This window comes from Arcicella aurantiaca (assembly GCF_003148625.1).
In the GTDB taxonomy this organism is placed as follows: domain Bacteria; phylum Bacteroidota; class Bacteroidia; order Cytophagales; family Spirosomataceae; genus Arcicella; species Arcicella aurantiaca.
The window spans coordinates 26,564-45,092 of record NZ_QGGO01000021.1 but is presented as its reverse complement, the minus strand read 5'-3'; the positions used below and the strand labels follow the sequence as shown (position 1 = coordinate 45,092).

At 34.4% G+C, this 18,529-nt stretch carries 15 protein-coding genes; 6 read left to right on the top strand and 9 right to left on the bottom strand.

The features are described 5' to 3' along the window. Positions 1–155: 155 nt before the first annotated feature. The 7 genes from LV89_RS17375 to LV89_RS17345 form a co-directional block, all read right to left on the bottom strand. Positions 156–1,763 (bottom strand): RagB/SusD family nutrient uptake outer membrane protein, encoded by a 1,608-nt coding sequence (locus LV89_RS17375; protein WP_170117761.1) that lies wholly within the window; start codon positions 1,761–1,763, stop codon positions 156–158. A 27-nt stretch (positions 1,764–1,790) separates the two neighbouring features. Then, entirely contained in the window at positions 1,791–4,946 is a 3,156-nt protein-coding gene (locus tag LV89_RS17370; protein ID WP_158279617.1) for a SusC/RagA family TonB-linked outer membrane protein, read from the bottom strand. A gap of 340 nt (positions 4,947–5,286) precedes the next feature. Next, positions 5,287–5,607: a DUF3817 domain-containing protein gene (locus LV89_RS17365; RefSeq protein ID WP_109744194.1), complete on the bottom strand. Its 321-nt coding sequence runs from the start codon at positions 5,605–5,607 to the stop codon at positions 5,287–5,289. A gap of 2 nt (positions 5,608–5,609) precedes the next feature. Further along, the gene (locus LV89_RS17360; protein WP_109744193.1) at positions 5,610–6,074 is read right to left on the bottom strand and encodes a hypothetical protein; all 465 of its coding nucleotides are present in this window, start codon (positions 6,072–6,074) and stop codon (positions 5,610–5,612) included. Between the two features lie 73 nt (positions 6,075–6,147). After that, positions 6,148–7,059 carry an AraC family transcriptional regulator gene (locus LV89_RS17355; protein ID WP_109744192.1) on the bottom strand — a complete coding sequence of 304 codons (912 nt, stop codon included), beginning with the start codon at positions 7,057–7,059 and terminating at the stop codon, positions 6,148–6,150. A gap of 148 nt (positions 7,060–7,207) precedes the next feature. Then, on the bottom strand, positions 7,208–8,152 hold the full coding sequence (locus tag LV89_RS17350; protein ID WP_109744191.1) for a 3-oxoacyl-ACP synthase III family protein: 945 nt from the start codon (positions 8,150–8,152) through the stop codon (positions 7,208–7,210). A gap of 222 nt (positions 8,153–8,374) precedes the next feature. Next, positions 8,375–9,622: a DEAD/DEAH box helicase gene (locus LV89_RS17345; protein ID WP_109744190.1), complete on the bottom strand. Its 1,248-nt coding sequence runs from the start codon at positions 9,620–9,622 to the stop codon at positions 8,375–8,377. Positions 9,623–10,102: 480 nt separating this feature from the next. Between LV89_RS17345 and LV89_RS17340 the strand changes: the two genes are divergently transcribed. From LV89_RS17340 to LV89_RS17315, 6 genes are all read left to right on the top strand, one after another. Beyond that, positions 10,103–10,465, top strand: a complete 363-nt coding sequence (locus LV89_RS17340; protein WP_109744189.1) for a hypothetical protein — start codon at positions 10,103–10,105, stop codon at positions 10,463–10,465. A 106-nt stretch (positions 10,466–10,571) separates the two neighbouring features. Beyond that, the gene (atpB, locus tag LV89_RS17335; protein WP_109744188.1) at positions 10,572–11,663 is read left to right on the top strand and encodes a F0F1 ATP synthase subunit A; all 1,092 of its coding nucleotides are present in this window, start codon (positions 10,572–10,574) and stop codon (positions 11,661–11,663) included. A gap of 103 nt (positions 11,664–11,766) precedes the next feature. After that, entirely contained in the window at positions 11,767–12,006 is a 240-nt protein-coding gene (gene atpE / locus LV89_RS17330) for an ATP synthase F0 subunit C (RefSeq protein ID WP_109744187.1), read from the top strand. A 237-nt stretch (positions 12,007–12,243) separates the two neighbouring features. Then, the gene (atpF, locus tag LV89_RS17325) at positions 12,244–12,744 is read left to right on the top strand and encodes a F0F1 ATP synthase subunit B (protein WP_109744186.1); all 501 of its coding nucleotides are present in this window, start codon (positions 12,244–12,246) and stop codon (positions 12,742–12,744) included. A gap of 210 nt (positions 12,745–12,954) precedes the next feature. Continuing rightward, positions 12,955–13,491 carry an ATP synthase F1 subunit delta gene (atpH, locus tag LV89_RS17320; protein ID WP_109744185.1) on the top strand — a complete coding sequence of 179 codons (537 nt, stop codon included), beginning with the start codon at positions 12,955–12,957 and terminating at the stop codon, positions 13,489–13,491. Between the two features lie 79 nt (positions 13,492–13,570). Beyond that, positions 13,571–14,644 carry a CHC2 zinc finger domain-containing protein gene (locus tag LV89_RS17315; protein ID WP_109744184.1) on the top strand — a complete coding sequence of 358 codons (1,074 nt, stop codon included), beginning with the start codon at positions 13,571–13,573 and terminating at the stop codon, positions 14,642–14,644. Positions 14,645–14,678: 34 nt separating this feature from the next. Here LV89_RS17315 and LV89_RS17310 read toward each other — a convergent pair whose 3' ends face one another. Continuing rightward, on the bottom strand, positions 14,679–15,185 hold the full coding sequence (locus tag LV89_RS17310) for a DUF1905 domain-containing protein (protein ID WP_109744183.1): 507 nt from the start codon (positions 15,183–15,185) through the stop codon (positions 14,679–14,681). A 3-nt stretch (positions 15,186–15,188) separates the two neighbouring features. Beyond that, on the bottom strand, positions 15,189–18,287 hold the full coding sequence (locus tag LV89_RS17305) for an AsmA family protein (protein ID WP_109744182.1): 3,099 nt from the start codon (positions 18,285–18,287) through the stop codon (positions 15,189–15,191). Positions 18,288–18,529: the final 242 nt, after the last annotated feature.

Sequence of the window (18,529 nt, the reverse complement as noted above, 5' to 3'; positions counted from 1 at the left end):
TTTTTAGTTATAAGATGATTTTATTTTTACCTAAATCTACTCTATAATTTGCTATTTGGCAAGAAAATAATGCCCCAAAACCGAATTCTTCCCAATAAAAAAGTCCTACCTCTCAAATAAGAAGTAGGACTTTAATATTATGATTTTTAATCAAATTACCAACCTGGATTTTGTTGTGTTTTCAACGTTGGGTTGTTATTGATTTCTTCAATTGGTAAAGGCCAAATGAATTTGAAACTGCTATATGGAATAGCCGCAACTCTTACAAAAGTAGTTGAAGGGTTATTTGTATAAAGTGCTGTAAATACGTTTGTATTACTTGCTTTAGCAGGAATTCCTCCCGTTGTGAAAACAGCATCAGTAGCCAAACGGTGAATATCTAACCAACGTAAGCCTTCTCCTAAGAATTCAATTCTACGTTCGTTCAAAATAGCTTGAACTAACTCTTGATTTGTTTTGAAACTTGCTTCTGTGTAACGTCCCGTTCCTGCTGGTACTGCACGGTTACGAACAGCATTCAATAACGATAATGCTCTTGCATCAACACCTGAACTTGTACGAGCAATAGCTTCAGCAGCATTTAATAATACTTCCGCATAACGAATAATTGGAGCGTTATCAGTACGAGCGGTTGCATCTGCATATTTCTTAGTGAACATTGCTCCACGTCCTGCAGAAGTTGCACCGTCTTGTTGAACCATCGCTGAAGATTTACGATAATCATCAGCAGGGAAAAAAGGCTGATTCCAGATAATTGGGCTAATTCCAACAATTCCACGTCCACCTGTGATAGAAGCCGTGTACATTGAAGGAGCAGCTCCATTTACACTACTATTATCAACGTCATTGTTTTCGATTGATAAAATTGACTCAACATTGCTCTTGTTTCCTGCTGCAAATGGTCCCATTGGCGTTGCAGTTAATTGGTAGCTACCAATTGGTGACACTAAATTTCCAGTAGTTGGTACCAATTTATTTGCTTCGGCAATTACTTGAGCAAAGTTATTTTGGTGTAATCTAATTCTGGTTTTTAAAGCAATTGCAGCGGCTTTAGTAGCACGTGTAAGTCCATTTTTAGCACGAGTTGCAGGTAAATTTGTCTCAGCAAAATCTAAATCTGCTAACATTTTTTCATAACATTCAGCTACTGTGTTACGTCCTTGTTTTGAAGCTTCATCAACGGATGCTCCTGTGCTTGTTCCAACAGGTTGTTCACGATATGGTACGCCACCTGCTGCTGCAGTAGGGTTATCTCCATAAGGACGTGCGAAGTTAGCCAATAGGTAAAAATGCCCCATTGCTCTCAATAAACGTAATTCTCCTTCATAAGAATTCTTTACGGCTTCTGTTAAACTTCCTCCAACAGGAGCTTTACGAATACCATCAATCACAACGTTTGCACGGTTTATCATGGCATAAATTGTTTGCCAAAAATAACCATTGTTTGGGCTATTTGCATCGTAAGTTGAATTATAAGTAATAGCATAGAAAGCCGCAACACTTACCATATCTTCTCCACGGCAATCTCCTTGTTCAAGGTGAGCAGCTCCGAAAGGATACCCACGAACAGCACCTCCTGCATAAAATCCAGATTGAGCTCCGTCATAAACACCTGCAACAGCAAGTTCAATTCTTTCAGGAGTTTGGAAAGCGGTTGATTCAGAAAGTGCATCAATTGGCTGAAGGTCTGTGACCGAACAAGCCGTTGCTAACATCAGCGTTGTGCCGAGTGCAACAATATTTTTATATGATATTAATTTCATTTTATTTCTCTTAAATGTTTGTTGATATTAGAATCCTACGTTTACACCAAAAGTAACAACTCTGAACTGAGGGTTTGTATTGAAATCAAGTCCAAAAGTTTGGTTTACGTTACCATTTGCATTCAATTCAGGGTCTAAACCTTTATATTTCGTGAAAGTGAACGCATTTTGTAATTGTCCGTACAAACGAACATTTGTTACACCGATGTTAGCTTTTCTCAAAATGTCTTTTGGAATGTTATATCCCACTACAATATTTTGAATTCTGATAAAATCACCACTTTCAACAAAACGGCTGGTTGCGTTTCCAGTTTGGTTAATTTGCGTACCACCGTTCAAATACACTTTAGGAACGTCTGTAACTTGTCCTTCTTTTGTCCAACGATTCAAAATTTCAGTTCCGTTGTTATTGAAGTCTTGGTTCAAAAGTGTTTCTTGACGAGTAACGTTCATGATATAATTTCCACCAGAGAAACGAGTGAAAATTTCTAAGTCAAAGCCTTTATATTTGAATGAATTAGTTAATCCTCCGAAATAAGTAGGGTTTGTATTTCCTAATACTTTTCTATCACCACCATCAGCAACATCATTAGAAGAAAGTGAAGCTCCTGTTGTGTTGGTTGTTACAGCAGGATTAGCAGGGTCATAGAATGAATACGCTCCATTCGCTACATTTCTTTGAACAATACGTCCATCGCCTTTTACAAACATTGGGAAACCGTTTGCAGAGTTTACGCCTGCACTTTCGTATCCGTACAATGAAGCCACTGATTCTCCAACTCTAATGATGTGATAAACAGAAGGTAAAATTGGTTGGTCTTTACCGTCTGTACCTTTATTCAATGCTGTAACTTTATTGGTATTTGTAGAGAAGTTCATGTTAACATCCCAAGAGAAACTTCCTTTTTTGATAGCTTCAATACCTAAATTGATTTCAAAACCACGGTTGTATAATGAACCAACGTTTTTAGAAATTGAGTTATTAGGTACACCTAAAGATGGAGCTGTTGGAGCAGCCAAAATTAAGTCAGAAACGTCATTGTTATAATATTCAGCTGATAAAGTAACTCTGCTATCAAAGAAACCTAAGTCAATTCCGTAGTTAGACTGTGTACTTGCCTCCCATTTCAAACCTGAATTACCTGCTTGCGTAAATCCTACACCATTTTGTGTAGCATATTGTGCCGCACCAAACAATCCTAAATAAGGGAATGAACCAATATCTACGTTACCTACTTGAGCATAACTTCCTCTAATTTTGATGTCATTAATTGTTTTTGCTAAGTTAGAGTTTTTATAAAAATCTTCGTTAGAAACTTTATACGCTAATGAACCTCCAAAGAAATTACCTCTACGACTTGCCGCTGGTAAAGCCGATAAACCATCGTTACGTCCAGATACTGTTAAGAAATACTTATTGTCATAGTCATATTGAATACGTCCAAAGTATGAATCAAAACCTGTTGAAAAACCCGAACCATCAACTGATGGTACTGAGAAACTTCCAGAAATAATATTTTGTTGTTCGAAGAATCTATCCGAGAAGTTTGAAGAACCTGCTGTGAAAGAAGAAACTGTTTGTTTTTGATATTCTGTACCAGCCGTCAAGTTGAATGAATGCTTACCGAAATCTTTCAAATAGTTCAATGTATTTTGCCAGTTCCAACGAGTTACATTACGTGAAGTTTGATTCACAACACCGTTTGAACCACGACCATCACCATGACGAGGGTCAAGTGATGAGAATGCACGAAGGTCTGTATAGTCAAGACCAATCATAGATTTCAACGTCAAACCTTCAAATGGTGTAATTTGCAAATAAGTAGTTGACAAAGCACGTCCGATTTGGTTTGAGAATTTGTTGTTATCTAACACAAATTGAATATTTGTATAGTTATTGTCAATTCCACGCTTGTTTGCACCTTGACCTAACACAGCACCGTCTGGAGAAATATTATATCCCGTTGCGTTTGTAGCATCATAAATAGGTACGTTAGGAAATAAACGTGCCGCACCTGTTAAATTACCTGACAACGCATTTGTTCCTGAGTTTAAGCCAGTATTTTCAGTACGAGTGATTTGTAACTTTGTTCCAACTGAAATATATTTATTGAAGTTGTGGTCAAGATTAGAAACAAAAGAATAACGTTTTTGACCATTAGTAGCAACTGCTCCTTCTTGATTATTGTATCCCAAAGAGAAATAATAATTCGTTTTCTCAACACCACCACTGAAACTCATGTTATAATTCTGAGCAATTCCTTGACGAAGAATTACATTTTGCCAATCAGTATTTGTGCCTTTGTCATCTAAAAATGCGGCATCTACACCACCCGCATTTCTAATTTTTTCGTTTGCAATTTCAACAAATTGAGTAGCATTTAATAAACTCAATCGATTGATTGGATTGGTTACACCATATTGAAAGTCCAAATTAACTTTCATTGGTTGTCCTTTTTTCCCTTTTTTAGTAGTAATTAAAATTACACCATTAGTTGCTCTTGAACCATAAATCGCAGTAGCAGCACCATCTTTCAAAATATCAAGCGATTCGATATCATTTGGATTTATATCAGCTAATGGATTTGAAGGAACGTTTGCACCTGCTTGGTTACCATCTAATGCAGGCACACCATCAATTACAATTAGAGGAGAACCTCCAGAAGTAATTGAGTTTGTACCACGAATACGGATACGTGGTGCTTGCCCGATAATACCTGACCCAACCGTTACTTGTACACCTGAAGCACGACCAGCCAATTGTTGGTCAAAACTTGCCGTTGTTAAACTGGCAATATCTTTACCCGATACAACTGAAATAGAAGATGTCAATTTTGATTTTTTCTGAACACCATAACCGATTACAACTACCTCTTCTAAATTAGCCGATTCAACATTTAAAGAAACGTTAATTTCTGACCTTGCACCTGAAAGTATTTCTGCTTTTTTGTATCCTACTAAAGAGAAAACTAAAGTAGGTGTTCCAGAAATACTAATTTTGAAAGTTCCATCTGCATTACTAACAGTACCTTTATTAGTACCCTTTATACCTATACTTACGCCTGGAAGAACCGAGCCATCTTCGGAAGAAGTTACTTTTCCCGAAATCATTCTGTCTTGTGCGGATACTCTAAATACGAGTAATAGCAAAAGAACAAAACTTGTTAGTAGTTTTTTGTTCATTTGTTGATGAATTATTGGTTGTAAAATAAAAAAAAACGTAAAAAATGATATGCAAATTACGAAACAAAAATTATTTTGAACTGATGATTTGTCATTTTTACTTATAAAAATATAATTCCAAACCTTTTTAAATTGCTCAAAAATATTATTGTGCATTGGTAATGAATATATGGAACTCTTCACAATTCGTTTGTTTCAAAAAATATACATAAAATTTATGCCCTATTAGCTTTCAAAATCAATTTTGAAGGTTTTACCTGTATTTATACCTATACTTTTTTAAATATCATTTTCTTAAATAATGTTTAAACATTTACTGATATTCATCAACAAAACATGATTAATCTTTATTTTGAACTTGCATTCCTTTCAAAATTTTATGGTCAATATAGAATGTTCCAAAAGGAATGACACAGGCTATTAAAACAGGGAAAGTAGTCGTTTTGAATTTCCATGCTTGCTCTACGCCTACTCGTAAAGTGTTGAAAACAAAAAGTAAAAACAACACTCCATGAATTTGTCCTACCACTTTTACTAAGGCTGGATTTCCGTAAATGTATTTTAATGGAACAGCCATAAAAATAAGAATTAGTAAAGAAATTCCTTCTAAAAAGCCAATCAAACGTAAACGTCCGATATTAGTTGTTATAAATTTTTTCATGGTTAAAAATGTCTAAAATACGGTCTATTTGCTAAAGGTGAAAATGGCCAAGGAATGGCAATAAAGATGATAAATAATGCAATTGAAAACCAAATAAACATAGTTTTAAATTTGTCTTTATCAGTCATTTTTCTTTTTGCCATTGCTGACCCAATCGTCAGGATAACTACCGATACAATCATCAATAAAATATGGATTATTCCAAAAAACAAGGTATCAAGATGCTGACTGGCTACTGAAACGTTTTTCCAGAAGTATTTCACAATTTCACTGTTGGAGAAAAGGGTAATCCCAATCATCAACTGAATTTGTGCAATGGTGGCTGTCCAATGCCTAAAAGCATTATCTATCTTTGAAAAAACAAGATTTGAAACGTATCCATTATAAGCTTTGATGATAGAATATCCCAATACAATCAGCAATAACCAACGGAAAATAGAGTGAAAAAAAAGAAGATTTGAAAACATATTTGTATCATTATTTTTATGACACAAAGTTCATCTGCAAGGAAAGAATATGTTAGGACAAGCAAATCAATTTTTAGGATACTTCAATCATTTTCCTGAATTGAAAAGGTGAAATCCCTTCATATTTTTTGAAAAGTCGGCTAAAATAAGATTGGTCATCAATACCAATTTGCGAAGCCACTTCACTAATAGAAAATGAAGTTTGATAGAGTAAAACTTTCGCTTCTAAAACAATACTTTCATCAATCCATTTGGTAGGAGACTTGTCTGTTACACTCTTGACAACCTTATTTAAATGATTTGGCGATACATTTAATAAAGAGGCATAATCGCTTACTAAATGTTTTTCTCTGATATGCTTGAACAGTAATTCTTTAAATTTATTGGTAAGATTAATGCTTGCGTTTTGTCCAACGCCTGTAAGTGGCTTCTGAACAATATTTATTTCACAAAGTAAGGCTATGAAATAAGACTGAATAATTTCGATATTACTCAAGCCATTTTCTACATAATCAATCAAAATTCTTTCCAATAATTGTCTAATAAAAATAGAACACTGTGGATTAAGTTTTATACAAGGGTTTGCCCAAATATTCAAAAAATCAAACTCTTTCAACAAATCATTTTTGGCAAATTTTCCGATGATGAAATCATTATGAAAATTACATAAATAGCCTTTATTGATGTCATGTTTTGAGAATGAATAAACCTGCCCAGCGGGTACAATAAGGCATTCATCTTTATAAATTGTAAAGGATTGACTACCAATTGTCATGTTGGCTTCACCTTCGGTAAGATAAATAAAAGTATGCGTTGTAGCTCTGGACGGAGGAACGGGCAATTTTATCATTCTTATCAAATCTTCCACTTTTACAATAAAAAACTTACCAAAGTCGGTCTTCAACATGAGGTCTAAGTCAGTTTCTGACTTTATATATTTACCTCGAAAAGCTTCTGTACTATGTGTATTTATGGGCTGATTCATCAAAACTTAAATGGTAAACTGTTCTTATTTTGTAGAATTTACTCGAAAAACTTTTGAGAATATATTCAAAGACTACTCCTAAAGATATATAAAAAAAGCCGACTCAAAAATTATTTGAATCGGCTTTTTTATGAAAAGTCAAGTATCGTTAAATTTCAACAAGCATTGCTCCGTAAGAATATCCACCGCCAAAAACGGTAACAATGATTTTATCTCCTTTTTCAAATTTCCCTTTATTTTCATCTAAAGTAATAGCACAACCTGCACAACCTGTATTTCCTAAATACTGGATATTTGAAAGCATCACATCTTCTGAAACGCCTAAAGTTCCTGCAACATTTTTAGAAATTCTAAGATTTGCTTGGTGAGGAGCAATGTATTTAATATCACTGATTGTCAAACCATTACGCTCTAAAACTTGTAAACTTGCTTTTGGCATATAAGTACAAGCATTGATAAACACGTCTTTTCCGAAAGGCATAATAATACCTCTGTCCAAGGGTTTCAAAGTAACACTAACTGATGCTTTTCCTACATTAGCGGCACCGCCTGTAAGTACATCTTTTATTTCCCAATCAGCTTCTGATGTTCTTTCTTTTGAAATCGACAATGCCACTGCACCATCTCCCCAAAGGTGTCCAGCTTTGGTATCATCCTCATTATTATAAGCAGTATTATGCTCAGATGCAATAATAAGAGCTTTGGTAGCTTTGTTTAAAGCAAAATATCCTTGAACAATTTCTACGGCATTTAATAAAGATGAACAAGCGGAAGAAATAGTTACGACAGGAATTTCTCCAACGTTGATATGATGCTGAACAGCATGAGCAAGGGTAAAAATACAGTCGTGTGGCGTATAAGTTGCCCCTACAATAAGGTCTATTCCAGAAAGGTCATAAGGAAGATTTGCGGTTAATTTATCCACCGCTTGAATCGCCATTGTATGCGTATTTTCTTCTGCTGATGCTTTACGACGTTCACGAATTCCTGTTCGTTCAATAATCCAATCATCAGTTAATCCATTCAGCTCTTCAAAATAGGCATTTGTAATAATTTGCTCAGGCAAATAACTGGCAATAGCGTTTATAAACATTCTTCTTTTGGTTCTTTTGTTAGGATTTTTTGCGGTTCAATTATATCAATAAAAGTATAACTGCTAAAAATTACCACAAAGAAACTCAATGTTTGAAGAGCGTACAAATTATTCATGGAAATAAACAATTTTTACTTGAAATAATTCAAATATTTTTTGTACTATTTCCATGTTTTTTGTATAAATCTTATAAATGTCTGGAAAAACGACTTGTAACCCTATTTACTTTCTTCTAAACCAAGTCTTCTTTTTAGTCTCCGAACCAGATTCGTTTGGTTTTGATGTATTTCTATTGTGATTTTGTGGTTTTGGCAATTCTACAATGGGTTGTGTACTCATCGGATAGTCATGATTTTCAATGACGGGAATTTTCTTTCCAATCAATTTTTGAATATCCTTTAAATAGGGTAATTCTTCGGTTTCACAAAATGAGAATGCCGTTCCGTTTGCTCCCGCACGACCAGTCCGCCCAATTCTATGGACGTAAGTTTCGGGAATATTCGGAATTTCAAAGTTGATAACATACGCTAAATCGTCCACATCAATACCACGTGCAGCAATATCAGTGGCAACTAAAACTCGGGTAGTTTTGGCTTTAAAATTATCTAAAGCACGCTGACGAGCATTCTGAGCCTTATTTCCGTGAATAGCCTCGGCTTTGATATTATTTTTCAAAAGTGTTTTCACCACCTTATCAGCACCGTGTTTGGTACGAGTAAAAACTAAAGCCGTTTCAATAGCCGAATCCTTTAAAATATCCATCAACAAGGCATTTTTATTGTTTTTATCAACAAAATAAAGGGCTTGTTTGATGGTATCAGCCGTTGAAGAAACAGGCGTAACTTCCACTTTTTGAGGCTTATACAAAATACTATCCGACAGTTTCTGAATTTCAGGAGGCATCGTTGCCGAGAAAAACAAAGACTGACGACGTGGTGGAAGAATTGCCAATAACTTCTTAATATCATGCACAAAACCCATATCTAACATACGGTCGGCTTCGTCTAAAATAAATATCTGAATATCTTTTAGTGAGATAAAACGCTGGTTGATTAAATCCAACAATCTTCCCGGAGTTGCCACTAAAACATCAACTCCATTTTGTAAAGCATCCGTTTGTCTGCCTTGTTTAACTCCTCCAAAAATTACAGTATGCGTCAAACCTGTATATTTTCCATAAGCCTTAAAACTATCGTCAATTTGAATAGCTAATTCACGTGTTGGGGTAACAATAAGGGCTTTTATCGAGCGTTTTCCTTTATGAAAAGTATGATTTTTATGTAATAATTGGATGGTCGGAATGGCAAAAGCGGCAGTTTTTCCTGTACCTGTTTGAGCTACCCCCAAAAGGTCAGTTCCTTGCAAAATAATAGGAATAGCTTGTGCTTGAATAGGTGTTGGGGTTGTATAACCTTCCTCGGCTAATGCTTTTTGGATAGGTTCAATAAGATTCAATGATTCAAATGACATATTAAGGATTATTTATCACAATTGCAGAGGCGTATCACATACGCCTCGCTGGCAGACATTGGGCGTATGCGATACTGCCCCTACCACAGAATTTCTGTACAGACACAAAATTACGGAATTAATAAGGGAAAAACGATTTTATGAAATTTTAGGGCTAATCGTCTCAAAAAACACCTACTCATCAGACTAAGATTTATTACCCAATACTTCCGCATTGGGCATGAACACCCTGTTTAATAAGTTATTTCAACTTCCCCAATCAAAGATTTTAGGATAAAAATTATTTAGATAACTTATTAAATACTGTAATAGACTTCCTGCAAAGTGTTTTACGACTTAAAACACTTTGCAGGAAGTCTAATGATTCATGGCAATTGTAAATCGTAATCGCAACGGTAAACCACTCTTAAATCGTCACGATACATACTTAGAGTATGGATTTATTTTTTATGAGCTATCTTTGCAAAAAAAATAGAAAAGATGGCACGTATCATTTTCCTAACGTTGGTTATTGGAATTATTATTTATTTCGCCCCTCAATTTGGATTTTTCCAATATTTACATCCTCAGAAGTGGATTATCTTATCATTCTTTTTTGCCATCGCCTATTTCAATCATATATTGATGCAGTTTGGCTTTGCCAAAAACCGTGAAAACTTCGTTCAATTCTATCTGGGGAGCGTTGTAGCTCGTCTTATCCTCAGTCTTGTATTCATCGGGACATTCGCATATTTGGGTACTCCCGACATCAATCTTTTCATCATTAACTTTTTTGTACTCTATTTATGTTACACAGGTTTTGAAATATTCGGATTGTATCGTAACTTGCGACACTTTTCGTAGAGAATGAAAGTATTTACAATATAAGTAACTGACAATCAATACGAAGACACAAAACCACAAGTAAGACAAATTTCAATAATCAACCATATACTTCCAAGAAGCCGTGATGAAGAAAGTGTATTTTTCAAATATTTTTGCTTTTTTATTTTTAATTTCAAGCACCCTTTTTGCTCAGGAACACCATGCAGATTCAACTGCTGAACACGTTACTACTGAAGCTATTTCTACTGAAACTACCGCTCATGCAGAAGGAGAAGGTCACGGTGAAGAAGCCGAAGCTTTCAATCCAGGCAAAATGATGTTGGAACACATCGCTGACGAACACGAATGGCATTTTGCTACGGTTGGACACACACATTATTCAATTCCTTTGCCTTGTATTGTTTGGAATAAAGGAGGATTGAAACTTTTCTCTTCAAACAGATTCAAAGACGAACACCACGAAAATAATGCTTCTTATGAAGGCTTAAAATTAGAAGAAGGTAAAATCATTGCAGAAGATGGTTCTTTTGTTTTAGACTTATCAATTACTAAAAACGTAGCTTCTTTATTAATTAGCCTTGTTCTTTTAGTAAGTATTTTCTTCACAATCGCAAAATCATACAAAGAACGTTCTGGTAAAGCTCCAAAAGGATTACAATCATTATTTGAGCCAATCATCGTTTTCATTCGTGATGAAGTGGCAAAACAAAATATCGGAGAAAAACACTACAAGCGTTTCACGCCTTATTTATTGACAGTTTTCTTCTTTATCTGGTTTAACAATATGTTAGGTTTATTACCAGGTAGTGCCAACGTAACAGGTAACATCGCTATTACTTTAGTTTTAGCACTTATTGCCTTCTTCGTAACTAACCTAAACGGTAAAAGTACCTATTGGGGACACATCTTCGCTATGCCAGGTGTGCCAAAATGGTTATTAATTCTTTTAACACCAGTAGAAATTATCGGTGTATTCATGAAGCCGATTTCATTAATGATTCGTCTTTTTGCCAACATTACTGCTGGTCACTTAATCCTTTTGAGTTTAATTGCTATCATCTTTATTTTCAAAAGCTTAGGGGTTGCTGCAATCGCAGTTCCATTCTCAGTTTTCATGAATTTAATTGAGATATTAGTAGCGTTTTTACAAGCGTTCATCTTTACTGTATTGACTTCAACTTATATTGGTTCAGCAGTAGAAGAAGGACATCACTAAGATTTTGAATTAACGATTTAGGATATACTCAATAAATCATAATTCCCAAATCACAACTTACAAACGTATTTTTTCAAATTAATAAATATAAACAATTACGATTATGTCAATGTTATTAGAAGTTTCTCAAGCTTTAGGTTTAGCTGGTATTGGTGCAGGTTTAACAGCTATCGGTGCTGGTTTAGGTATCGGTAAAATCGGTGGTTCTGCAATGGAAGCAATCGCTCGTCAACCAGAAGCGTCAGGAAAAGTTCAAGGTGCTATGTTAATCGTTGCGGCATTCGTTGAAGCCGTTGCTCTTTTCTCAGCAGTAATCTGTTTGTTAGTAACTACAAAAGCGTAATTATTAACACCCAATTAATCATCGTAGAAGTTTAAATTTACAAAAGAAATAGTCTCTGTAAAATTCACTTTGAAATTGATTAATTAAAAAAATTACAATCAGCATACTACGCATTAGGCAAGTATGCTGATTTTTCAGTAAAAATTACTCTAATTTGAAAATTTGTAAAAGCTGTAATTAATTCTCTTAATTCATTTTCATGTTTTCAAATTTTCAAATTATTAAAATAACAAAACCATGTTAGTATCCATCTTAGAACCAGCCCTTGGTCTGATAATCTGGCAATTAGTAATTTTCGGAATATTGTTTTTCCTTTTAGCAAAATTTGCTTGGAAACCAATCATGGGTGCATTACAAGAGCGTGAAGCATCAATTGAAGATGCACTTTCTTTAGCAGCAAAAACTCGTCAAGAAATAACTGATTTGAAAGCTGGCAATGAACAACTTATCGCTGAAGCTCGTGCTGAACGTGATAGAGTTTTGAAAGAAGCAAAAGAAGCAGGAGACGCAATGATTGCTCAAGCAAAAGCTGATGCTCAAAAAGCAGGTGCTGACGAAATTGAGAAAGCACGTGCTGCATTCAACCAAGAAAGAGCTAATGCAGTTGCCGCTTTGAGAAAAGAAACAGCAACTTTATCATTGGAAATTGCAGAGAAAGTTTTGCGTAACCAGTTGTCTGACCGTACAGCTCAAGAAAATTTAGTTACAAGCCTTTTAGCTGACGCTAAGTTGAATTAGTGATTGGTTATCAGTTATTAGTTAATAGTTATTGACCACATTAATTATTGGCAAATAAGAACTCTGATGCTTTAAAGTTTAGTTAAAAATTGACTGTTGTTATTATTCGTTTTTTGCTCTTATTTCGTCGTTTATTCATTAGATGTACTGTCTAATAACTATTCGCCAATAACCAATCACTAATAAAACAACTGATAACTGTAAAAAAAGATGTCACAGCAAACAGTTGCATTCAGATACGCTAAATCATTGTTAGATTTGGCGAAAGAAAAAAATGTCGAAGATAAGGTTTATGAAGACATGAAACTCTTCAACCAAGTATGCGACGAGAACCATAATTTTTACTTATTGTTGAAAAGTCCAATTGTATCACACTTTGATAAATTGACGATTCTTCAAAAAATATTTACGGGTAAAGTTGATGCTTCTTCAATGTCTATCTTTGAAATTATCACAAAAAAGAACCGTGAAGAAATGCTTCCACATATTGCAGAAGATTACTTACGTCAATACGAATTATTGAAAGGTATTCAGAAAGCGTATGTTACTACCGCAACTCCTTTAACGGCTGCACAAAAAATTGAATTTCAAAAAATTGTGGCAGATGCTACTGGAAAAACAGTAGAAGTGGTTGAAAAAATTGACGAAACGCTTATCGGTGGATATGTATTGACCGTAAATGACCGTCAAATTGATACTTCAGTTAAAACGAAATTAAATGATTTGAAGGTTAAATTCTCAAATTAATCTTTATTCTTTTCTTTGAAAACCCCACAAAAGTATTTGACTTTTGTGGGGTTTTTAGTTTATTTTACTAACAAAAAGCATGAACATTCTTGACGAACTCAATCAAGTTTCTATTCTACAAGTTGCCGAAGATTTGGGCTTAGAAGTTCAGCGTCATCGGATGAAATGCCCATTTCATGAAGAAGATACGCCTTCCTTAGTTCTCTATCCACATACAAATAGTTTTTATTGTTTTGGTTGTGCTAAAACGGGCAACTCAATTACATTATATTCTGAAATTAAGCATTTAGATATAAAAACTACCATCAATGAGATGGCAAGTGAGTACATTGTCGGATTTCAGAAATATAAAGCAAATAATAAAAAGCCTCTTCCCAAAATTAATGTTTTGAATGTTCCTGAAATTCGGAATATCCAAGCTAAAGAAAAACTTATTGCCGAAATTCACTCTCAAATTTATGAGGCTTTCCGAGATTTTTGCTTACAACAAAAGTCAAATGAAACATCACAAAAAGCACTCGAATATTTAAAAAACAGAGGATTTACAGAAAAGACAATCAAAGATTTCAGATTGTTTTCCATTAAGGATTATACCGAAGTTACTTGGTATTTGAAACAACGTTTTTCGTATTTAGATTTACAAGAATCAGGGCTTTATAATATCAAAAACAATCTTATTTTTTATTCTCACACGCTTATAATTCCTTATTACAGAAACGGAAGAATTGTGTATTTACAAGGCAGAGTCATTGGAAAACCCGCTGAAGGAACAAATAGATATTGTTTTTTGAATAATCAGCCTTTAACACTTTTTAATGCTGATTCACTTCTAAAAGTTAGAACTGGTGAAACAGTTTATATTACCGAAGGAGCTTTTGATTGTATTAGACTTGTGCAAGAAGGGAAAATTGCGGTAAGTTTGGGAACTGCCAATATTTTCAAAAAAGAATGGGCGAAGTTATTCAAAAGAGTGAATGTTGTTTTTTACTTAGATAACGACAAAGCTGGACATAAAGCTGCCGATGAATTAGAAAAAATATTTACGCACTACAACATCTCGTGTACACGTAAAAACCTTCCAAATGAATACAAAGATGTAAATGATTATTACACAGGGAAATTAGGCAGTAATGAGCAATTAGGGCTTTTTTAGTGACACATAGTACAGACTAAAGTCTGTGTTACTTTCACCTCAAATTTTTGTAATATCTCATCATTTCACCATAATTCATACCCATTGCTAAACCATGAACAGTCATGGTAATTCGCTTGGTTTTGGTTTCAATGGTTTTGGCAGATTCTATCCATTTTGAATAATAATTTTGATGACTTTTAGGCATTTTCAAGAAAGCTTCTAAGGCTTTAGGTTCGTCTTCGAGACAAATCATTAATTCCTCCGATTGTGGTAATTCGTCAGTATCTTCTTCCAATTTGAGTGCAACCATTGCCCCTTCTTCTTTACGAATACCTTTACGCATTTGTGCATTAATCGGAATGACAAAATCGCCTTCACCCATTGGAATAAGAGCAACTAATTTAATGGCAAAATCGTCGATAAAACCTTTTACACGATAACCTAATTTGGTATTAGCTTTAATCTGCTGAGCAATATCAGCAGGAATCTCCACATAAGTCCAACCTGTTTTTTCGCCTTTTTCTCCAAATTTTTGAAGAATTGTCTTAAACTCAATCATACTTTAATTCTTAAAAGCTCTTTTAATATTTTTGGTTGTATCAGCTTTATTCTTCTTAAAAAGACCATCTAAAACGCTCTTTTTCTGTTCATCTAAAATTCTTTTTGCACGGTCGGCAGCGGCTTTTTTGATACTATCAACAGTTGCTTTGGCTTTGGCTTCGATAGCTGCCTTTTCTCTTTGTACTCTGGCTTCAATCTCAGCTTTTTTAGCATTGGCTTCACTCAAAATTTTATCTTTTTCAACTTGCAATTTGGCTTCAGCTTCTTTTTTCAAGCGGTCGGCTTCTTCCAATGCCTTTGCTTTGGCTGCATCAATTTGAGACTTTGCTTCGGCAACAACGGCATCTTTTAATGAATTTGCGGTACTGCTTCCTTTAAAACCAAAAATAGGATTTTTGACAGTTCCGCCCAAAGACAAATCAAACTTTACACGGTCTGTTCCTTGCAGAGCTTTCCCTGTCCATTTCTGGAAAATACTACTGAATGCTTCGCCTGTTTTACCTGCGGGAACATCCAAAACTAAAGCGTAATCCATTGAACCAACTAAGCCATGACGACCCGATGCGGTGATTTTATAGTCATCAAATTTAATATCAAAAGGCTTGATACCAAATGTGCCATCAACGATTTCAAATTGCATTAAAAGATTATTCAATTTGGTATCTTTCAGTTTTGATAATTTGGTGGTTTCTACTAATTTTTGCACCAATGGATTATCCTGAGAAATTTCTCCTTTTAAAATTTTCATCAATCCATCGCCACTCAAAGTATTAATTTTAGGCATCATATCTTGTCCTAATTCTCCGTTAATTTTTAATTTAGAATTTACGCCACCAATCAAATATTGGGCAATTGGCATTAAGTATTTAACGATATTGAGTTGCTGATATGCTTGGGCAATTTCTACATTGTCAAGGTTAAGGGCAAAGTCAAATTTTGGGTGTGCTAAATCAGCAGAATTATAAGTTCCGTTGGTAATAAAACTGCCACCAAGTGACTGAAACGCTACATTTTGCATTTTTACTGCACCACCTCCAACTGTCAAAGCACCTTTGATATTATTCATTTTCATGTTATCATAAAGCACCTCTCCTATTTCAGAATCCATTACAAAATCAATATTTTTAGGTATTTCTACGACTTCTAAATTACTCGGATTTGTTGCTCCGTTTGTAGGTGTTGGATTACTTTTCATCCACTCATTAACATTGAATTTCTGAGATTTCAATTTTACTTTTCCCTTCAAAACTTCATTATTGAGAACATAGCCAATATAATTTGAGAATGTTCCAGATGCCGTAAAATCGCTTTTGCCCAAATAACCATTTGAGTTACTCACATTGATACTTTGAGGGGTAAAAGTCATATCAGCAGTAGTAACTTTTATACCTTGTGGATACTCTTTTGAAGCAAATTCTATCCCTTGAACTTTGGCTTTTCCAGTGGTTGGCAAATTGGCATAACGCTTGGCTTGTACGTCTGCCATTTTGCCTTTTGTTGCGATATCTGCATCAATTATTCCCTTCAATGTCATATCGGTTAAAGGGTAAATTTTAGTAATTTTTGTTAAATCAAGTTTACCTTTTGCTTTAATATCCCAATTGTAATTTTCAAAGTTCTGTACCGTTCCATTTGCTGTAAATGGCTCTCCATCAAGTACCATTCTGAGGTCAGCAATATCTAATTTTGTTGAAGCCAAAGCCCCATCTGTATTTAACAAGGTAGCTTTTAGATTCAAATTCTGAATCGGCTCTGGGAATTTATCTGATTTAATAAAACCATTGCTTAAAGACATCGCCGCATTCACTTGTGGAAATTGCTTTGTCAGGGTATCATAAGTCCCTTTGGCTTTCAAATTAATATCGTATAAGCCTTTCATTTCCAGACCTTTCATCGGGAAAATCTGACTAATTTGGTGTAAGTCTAATTTTGCCACAAGGTCAGCATCTACAAGTGATTTTTGCAACCCTTTTATTAATATTTTCCCTTTGACAGGGTTTTCTCCAAATTTTAAATTAAGACTACTAAAATTGATTTCAGTATTATTTAGATTATCGGTAAAATTCTGAATGTTGAGGTTAATATTAATGTCTTTCACGGCAGTTGGCATTTCTGCATATTGGAACATCCCTTTATGTATCTCTATCGTACTTGAAAAAGATGGGAATTTGGTCGCATTTTTTGTGCCTTTAATTATTCCTCCAATTACCACAAGCCCATCAGCATTTAAGTCTTTAAACTTGTCAGTATAAATATTTGGAACTAAAGAAAGGAGATTTTTAAAGGTATTTTCTGGTGAAGAATAGGTCAAATCCATGACAATATTTGAAGTATCAGGCATGGAAACAAAACCTGCAAGATTCAAAACTAAATCATTGATTTTGAAAACGTTATCTTTAAATGTATATTTTTTATGAGCTTGGTCAATATTGAGTTTCATTTCAGCGGAAAGCATTTTGTTGCTTATATAGTTTGTTCCGCCATATTCAATGGTAGCATTTTCAATATCCGTTTGAGTTACTAAATCATAAACATCGGCATTAATATCTCCTGAGCCTTCGTGAGTAATATTTTTTAGTGAAACGTAAGCATCTTTCAAGCGGTCATCATAAATAATTTGTCCATTATTTATCTTCCAAGATTGAATATTTACTTTAAAATTACTATTCTCTTTACTCTCTTCTTTTTGCACTTCCAATGAATCTGTTTTATAAATATCATAATTTGCAGAGCCATCTCTCAATGTTTTTATCAAGATTTTGGGCGATTCCAACGCAACGGCATGAACATCAATTTTACCGCCCGAAAGAATGGATTTCACATCTACGGACACAGAAAATTCCTTCGCCTGTACGAGTGTATCGGCTCTAAATGGAGCATGACCCACTATCCCAAAATCGGATAATGAAAGGGTTAATTTTGGGAATTGCTTGATTAATGAAATATCAAATTCGTTATAATAAACCTTTGCATTAATTTTCTTAGCAATTTCTTCATTGACTTTCGCTTGAATTTTATCCTTAAAAAAATAAGGCACAGCCAATAAAATACCAGCTAATAGAGTAATAATTGAAACGGTAAGGATTAATATTTTCTTCATCTTTATTTAGAGATTTGTCTCTTGAAACTAACGCTTAAAGTTATATATATTTTTGGTTCTATTGTCAGACAAACCATTTTTAAACCTATTTTCTATTCTCAATTATAAACAAAGCGTATTGGAATTAGATTTGACAACTTTCAAAAAAGTTTTCAAATCTAAACAACATTATTCCAAAATATATTCTGATAAGTTATCTCGTACACGATACCCCAAAAAAAGGCACATACCTAAAATATGTA